We start from the raw sequence: 6,000 nt of genomic DNA, 5'->3' as shown, positions 1-6,000 counted from the left end.
CCAAGGTTTCTTTACTCACATCAATGCCGACCACTGTTTGCATAGCTTAGGGTTTTTAGTAAGTTTAACAAAAACAGAAAGGGAGAAGACTATTGGGGCTTTATCTATCCTGATGCAAGCTCTCGGGCTTTATGGAACTCTCCAAAGTGACAATAGGAAAAGGAAGGGGATTGTCATGTTAGACAGGCTTACAAGGGCCTTATTGTATAATAAATCTTGTTCCTTCCTTTCTTCTCTTTTATACAAGTTAATTAGTTTTTACAAACATAGGATTGTATAAACGCCAGCTAGGCCGACGGCCTTCGCCGCCGTTTATACTAGCCGTTAGGGGGTATTGAAAAAATAAAAAAAAATGAAATGCGAATTTTAGAGAAACTACAAGAAATATCTCAATTGAGATTGGAATTGGACAAAGAAACTGATAGAGGATGCGCTTTATTGGGCGTTTCGTATTTAGATGAAGAACTTAAAGAATTAATACAAAGCTATCTAGTCCAAAACAACACTATTCAAAAGAAAATATTTGACAATAATGGAGGTTTAGCAACTTTGTCTTCAAAGATTGACATAGCATTTCTACTTGGACTAATTTCAAAAGAAACTTACAATGATTTAAACTATATTAGAAAAATTAGGAATGAGTTTGCTCATTCAAAATACAGTATTGACTTTAATAATAAAGAAGTTAGCAAGATAATCAAGAATCTAAAATCTCATTATAGAGATTCATCAGAAAGCTCAAGGAAGATTTTTATATCTACTATTTATGGAATCCTTAGTAAGATAAATATTTTAAAAGATAAAGTTGAAAATATTAAAGAAAGGAAAGAAGATGCTACTAAAGAGCAACAATTAAAAGATTCAATGGCTCAGCACAGAGCGAATATAAAAAATTACCATGAACTATTAATACAAGTTCATAAGGACAGTCCAAATAAGGAAGAGTTAATCCGAAAAGAGATGATGGACTACATTAAGGACGTTCAAGAGGCAAGTGTGAAAGTTTTGAAAACAGTTGAAAAAACAACACCCCCTAACAATGTATAAACGGCATGCTTCGGCCGACGGCCTTACACGTCGTTTATACGAGTCCGTTAGGCGTAAATAATAAGGAATGAAAAGAATTGCTGTACCGTTTATAGTAATAGCTTTCCTGTTTACTAGCTGTAAAAGCGAAGTAGAGGAAACAATCAAAGGCATGTGGACAATCGATACTATAACTTACAATGGCAATGACGTCAAAGGGTGCTTAAACAGCAATGTGATTTTCTTCAAAGAAGGTGAGGCGTCTACATTTCCGACAATAACCAATGGATGCGAAGAGGTCATTTCTCCCGACAACAATAGCCAACCAGAGAAATGGGAAATTATAAAATCACCGAATAACGCAGACTCAATACCTTTAAGATTGGAGATTACATCTAAAGGGAAAGTAATAAATGGAATTCATAGGGTTGCTTTTCATGGAGACCAATCTGAAAAGTTATTGAAAATGGAGTTCTGGTCGGATAGCCTTTATGTTTTGTGTAGAAAAGGACTTTTTAATTATGATAAAAACCTAAAAACAATAAACAGGCTTGAGAACTTAAAAATAAGCAGTCTTTAAAAAAAATATCTACGCCTAACAATGCATAAACGCCAGCATCGGCCGACGGCCTCTGCCGTCGTTTATACTAGCCGTTGGCACAAATTTAAATGAAGAAAGAACACACAATCATACTGGACTTGATTAAAGCCTTCTTAGAAGAAAATCCGAACCAGAGATTTGGGCAAGCTTTATTTAACCTATCTATCAATCAATTCAAAGAGGTTCCCGACCTAAATCAATCCACTTTACGGGACATCTACAATGATAAAGACGAGGAAATAATTGAAAGAATAAATGCTAGACAATCCTGGCTTTCATTTCAGAAAAAGGTAACTGAAAGAGTTAGGAAAATTCATGGATTAGAGGGAATGACAGCCAATGAAAGAATGGCAGCAACAGGACTGTTAACGGATTTTGAAGAACTTAAAGCGAAAGACAAAAAATATGCTCGGTTTATTTTAGAGTCATTAAAAGTGGACGAGCAGTCAATTCAGAAGATTTTAAAATAAAAACTTGTGCCAACAATGTATAAAAATCATGCTACGGCCGACGGCCTAGCACGTTTTTTACACGAGTCCGTTGGGCAGCATTAATAAATAATAAATGAAGGTTAAATGCGGGAAGTGCGGTATCGAATTAACAGAAGAGTTAGAATCCCTTGATGACACGACTCTTCTGAATGAAACCGACGAACAAAGCTATGTCCCAATTGGAAAATTATTCATAAGTGATGGTGAATATTATACAGGAACGGAGGGTAAAATAATCATCAACTGCGCCGACTTGAAAAATGCAAAGAACCATCCAGACATAATTAGATTGCAGGGCTGTTGCGGCTTAGATGGATTAAATGGAAACAATAAGGTTTGCATAAACGGACATGAAGTAGGAACGGAGAAATCTGATTGCTGGATTGCCCACGGAGTAATACTAGAAAGAGAATTTGTAGTAATAGAAAAATAAAAAATAACGACTGCCCAACATTGTACATAAGTCATGCGTCGGCCGACGGCCTAGCACGCCTCATGTACGAGACCGTTAGGCAATATTTTAAATGAAAAAGAAGCTAGTCATTTGGTTGATGCTTGCAATTAGTTTCAGTTGCAGCAATCCTAAGGAGGGCAAATCTGGAGATGATGGCTTCTACGAGTCAATAGCTGGTTGGGACATTCGACACGTACCTATAATTCCTCCTTTCAGGGCTACGAGCACCTATCCTGAACAATGGGGAATTCAAGGCATAAAAAAGCTTAACGACATTCAGGTCTTAGCCTTCGGAGTAACTAGAAATTATATTTATGGCAAAATTCCTGATGTAAACTATAATGATACGGGTAGATGGTTTTTAATCAACACAAATAGCTTGCTGTATTCAGAGTACGATACCGAATCAGAGTTGGATGCTACCCTAGCCAAATACAACCTTGAGAAGAACACAATCAAGTTATGTGAGGAGTATTTCCAGCAGCTTTCAAAGGGCGAAAGATGCTACTGGTTTCCCAAAAAAGGCAAAAGCTATCCTAAATATCAAGATACCATACCCGTCTCAGCAGTAACGATAAATGTAATGGAGGATGATAAGGGATTAGATTTTGAAATCTTGGGAACAATAAAAAAAGACGTAAGCAAAATCTACTACTTTAAAATCCTCTTTAACAAAGAGAGAAATGACCTATACTACATAAGCTTCGACAACGCCTCACCAAAGCTATTAAGCAACAAAGATGTTGTAGCAGCCTATGCAGAAGGCGATTCTCTGATAGTGTCAGTTTATACTCCCTTTTCCGTGGCAGAGAAAAAGGGCATAAGAGAAGAAGATAGAATAGTGCTTGCAAAAGCAGTACCGTTAAAGAAATAAAAACATTGCCTAACAAGGTGCATAAGCCAGCTACGGCCGACGGCCTCGCACGCCTCATGCACTAGACGTTAATCCGTCATTTATGAAAAAACTATTTCTAATTTTCTTCTTGGTTCTCTTATGGTCTACCACCCACGCACAGGAAAGAAATAAACTGTATGTTTTTATAGGAGAGAAAATCAGTCTAGATTCTTTTGATGCCAATAAAAAAGAGGAAATAAGCCCAGGTGTATTCAGAACAACCATATCCCTGGACAATGCCTATAAGGCAAAGTACAAAGTTCTGAAGCATGTTTATGGGGACTTTACAGCCGACACCATCGAATTTGAAGTGTACGACCATTACGGTCAGCCGCCATTTTCCAATTATAAGAACGTTCTTTTATTTGTCTCAGAGCATAATGGGAAGCTTTACCATGAAAAGTACCAGTATTTTGATGTCTACAAAACTAAAAATGGTAGTTGGGCAAGCCCTGGCGATCCGTACCGGTTTGAACCAGAAGTACACAAAAAGAATATTGCCTTTAAACAGCTAGAATTCAAAAAACCTGTAACGATTGAACTTGTAAATGGCAGAAAGAAGGAAGTTGTTAATCTTGAACAGTTAAACATGACATATAAAGCACCTCATTTTAAGTTAAAAAATGCTAAAGCAATCGCGCGAAGAGGAACAGACATTAAGGACCTCTTACAAGTAAAAAAAGAGGGAGTACTAAAAGCCAGGGGACTGTTTTAAAAGAAAAAGCTCCCGCTAAGATTGTATAAACAGTATCTTGCCCGTGGGCCGTGCACGCTGTTTCCACAACACCTTCATAGCCAATTTATAACAATGAAAAAGATCCTGCTCCTAGCATTTCTGATACTATTGACAGTTCCTGCTTTCTGTCAAATTGAAGCAGATTCAATTTTTATTTACAAAGACTTCAAACGCGCAGGGACAACGGCAGGGCTACAGCATATTCACAGTGACCTTGCATCCCATCAAATTGAAACAGTAAAACTAGACGGAGCAGAGACAATCAATTTGAAAGCACTTTTTGGAGAGATAAAGTCTAAACGCTTTTTTCAGCAAAAGCATGGAGGCGAAATATGTTATGCCGTGGTATGGTTTGAGGGGAATAAGTACAACTACATATTTGAGAGTGGTGATAATTTTGCAAAAGTGGTCAACTTGAACACCATGAGAAAGTGAACTTTAGAAGAACCAAAGAAAATGGAACTCCTGCATGCACTTTCAAAGAAAAACAGGCTATAACATTGCAGAAACGCCGGCTGTAGGCGACCGTTTAACCCAACCATGATCATCATCATGACCGGCACTTTTACCAAATGACCACTATTCAAAGTTTAGCTCCTGCTAACTTGCCAGCATGAAAGAACTAATAGATTACATTTTACAGTTTGGAACTCTAAATCAACAGCAAGTCAACCTAGTCATAAGTAAAGCAAAGGAGTTAGATCTCCAAAAGGGAGAGTATTTTTCAGAAGCAGGAAAAGTCCCAAGGCAAGTGGGTTTTGTTGTGGAAGGAGTTATTCGTGGTTGTTATTATAAAAAGCAGGGGGAGGAAATTACACGTTGCTTTATAAGTGAAAACAGTTTAGTAGTTGATTATGTCAATTTTGAGGCAAATACTGTATCTTCAGAATATTTACAGGCTTGTACTGACTGTAAACTCATTGTATTTCCTAAACCAGACTGGGAGGAACTTTCCCATATCATTGTTAATTGGGACAAGATAAAAAACAAGATGGTACACCTATGTATGCACCAAAAATCCAGAAAGGGTCCGGTAATTTCACAAGATGCTACTACACGTTATTTAGATTTTTTGGAAAACTACCCATCCCTTATCAACCGCATCCCATTAACACACATTGCTTCTTACCTTGGTGTTACTCAACAATCTCTGAGCAGAATAAGAAAAAACATTCGCTAATCGCTTTTACCATTTGAAAACCGTTTTATTTTTAATTGGGCAACCTTAGCCTTATTAATTTTAAAACAGAAGAAAAGTAAAAAACATAAATTTCAGGAGCCAACAAAGGCATAGGTTTTGAAACGGCAAAACAATTATTTTCAAAAAGGATATTAGGTATACATGGGAAGCCGAACCTTAAAAAACGGTATAGAAGCAGTTGTAAAATTAAAATCTGAAAGACTGACTAATGTGGAAGTGGTGCCGTTAGATGTAACCGATGAACATTCTGTTAAATCTGTCTGGGAAGAAATCGGTATAAAACAGCTTCTTAGATGTTCTCATCAATAATGCGGCATCAATGGAGGCAGTCCGTACACAGCACTTGAATCAAGCTCAGACTAATTTATGGCTGCCTTTAACACCAATGTAGTTGGTGTAGCAAAAGTTACACAGACATTGATTTATTGCAAAAATCTCCTGAACCAAGAATTATAAACGTGAGTACCAGCGTAAGTTCTCTTTCGTTGCAGAGCGACCCCAGTTGGCCAGCTTATGACATTGTAAAATAGGCAGTATATGGCGCATCAACAGCCGCTTTGAATATGTACAACCATTCATTTAGCATATGAGTTACG

General features: G+C 37.3%; 9 protein-coding genes. All 9 read left to right on the top strand.

Translation table 11 applies throughout. The features are described from left to right. A partial coding sequence (locus FHS90_RS22300; RefSeq protein ID WP_220483089.1) for a hypothetical protein occupies positions 1–280 on the top strand: 280 nt, incomplete at its 5' end. 77 nt (positions 281–357) lie between these two features. Beyond that, on the top strand, positions 358–1,047 hold the full coding sequence (locus FHS90_RS16135; protein ID WP_182513814.1) for an MltR family transcriptional regulator: 690 nt from the start codon (positions 358–360) through the stop codon (positions 1,045–1,047). Positions 1,048–1,114: 67 nt separating this feature from the next. Beyond that, a complete protein-coding gene (locus FHS90_RS16130; RefSeq protein ID WP_182513813.1) occupies positions 1,115–1,606 on the top strand; it encodes a hypothetical protein in 492 nt (163 codons plus the stop codon). A gap of 89 nt (positions 1,607–1,695) precedes the next feature. Next, a complete protein-coding gene (locus FHS90_RS16125; RefSeq protein ID WP_182513822.1) occupies positions 1,696–2,097 on the top strand; it encodes a hypothetical protein in 402 nt (133 codons plus the stop codon). A gap of 94 nt (positions 2,098–2,191) precedes the next feature. Continuing rightward, positions 2,192–2,551, top strand: a complete 360-nt coding sequence (locus FHS90_RS16120; protein ID WP_220483088.1) for a hypothetical protein — start codon at positions 2,192–2,194, stop codon at positions 2,549–2,551. Positions 2,552–2,642: 91 nt separating this feature from the next. Further along, the gene (locus tag FHS90_RS16115) at positions 2,643–3,446 is read left to right on the top strand and encodes a hypothetical protein (RefSeq protein ID WP_182513812.1); all 804 of its coding nucleotides are present in this window, start codon (positions 2,643–2,645) and stop codon (positions 3,444–3,446) included. An 82-nt stretch (positions 3,447–3,528) separates the two neighbouring features. Then, on the top strand, positions 3,529–4,182 hold the full coding sequence (locus tag FHS90_RS16110) for a hypothetical protein (protein ID WP_182513811.1): 654 nt from the start codon (positions 3,529–3,531) through the stop codon (positions 4,180–4,182). Between the two features lie 93 nt (positions 4,183–4,275). Then, a complete protein-coding gene (locus tag FHS90_RS16105) occupies positions 4,276–4,638 on the top strand; it encodes a hypothetical protein (protein ID WP_182513810.1) in 363 nt (120 codons plus the stop codon). Positions 4,639–4,816: 178 nt separating this feature from the next. After that, positions 4,817–5,383 carry a Crp/Fnr family transcriptional regulator gene (locus tag FHS90_RS16100; RefSeq protein WP_182513809.1) on the top strand — a complete coding sequence of 189 codons (567 nt, stop codon included), beginning with the start codon at positions 4,817–4,819 and terminating at the stop codon, positions 5,381–5,383. Positions 5,384–6,000: the final 617 nt, after the last annotated feature.

This window comes from Rufibacter ruber (assembly GCF_014138425.1).
GTDB classification, from domain to species: Bacteria; Bacteroidota; Bacteroidia; order Cytophagales; family Hymenobacteraceae; genus Nibribacter; species Nibribacter ruber_C.
Note: the sequence above shows the minus strand (reverse complement) of the source record. Positions and strands in the feature narration are given on the sequence as shown.

Excerpts from the sequence above, each read along its gene's own strand:
- FHS90_RS16105 (WP_182513810.1), top strand. The coding sequence starts at position 4,276 with ATGAAAAAGATCCTGCTCCTAGCATTTCTGATACTATTGACAGTTCCT.
- FHS90_RS16135 (WP_182513814.1), top strand. The coding sequence starts at position 358 with ATGCGAATTTTAGAGAAACTACAAGAAATATCTCAATTGAGATTGGAA.
- FHS90_RS16130 (WP_182513813.1), top strand. The coding sequence starts at position 1,115 with ATGAAAAGAATTGCTGTACCGTTTATAGTAATAGCTTTCCTGTTTACT.
- FHS90_RS16115 (WP_182513812.1), top strand. The coding sequence starts at position 2,643 with ATGAAAAAGAAGCTAGTCATTTGGTTGATGCTTGCAATTAGTTTCAGT.
- FHS90_RS16110 (WP_182513811.1), top strand. The coding sequence starts at position 3,529 with ATGAAAAAACTATTTCTAATTTTCTTCTTGGTTCTCTTATGGTCTACC.
- FHS90_RS16120 (WP_220483088.1), top strand. The coding sequence starts at position 2,192 with ATGAAGGTTAAATGCGGGAAGTGCGGTATCGAATTAACAGAAGAGTTA.
- FHS90_RS16125 (WP_182513822.1), top strand. The coding sequence starts at position 1,696 with ATGAAGAAAGAACACACAATCATACTGGACTTGATTAAAGCCTTCTTA.
- FHS90_RS16100 (WP_182513809.1), top strand. The coding sequence starts at position 4,817 with ATGAAAGAACTAATAGATTACATTTTACAGTTTGGAACTCTAAATCAA.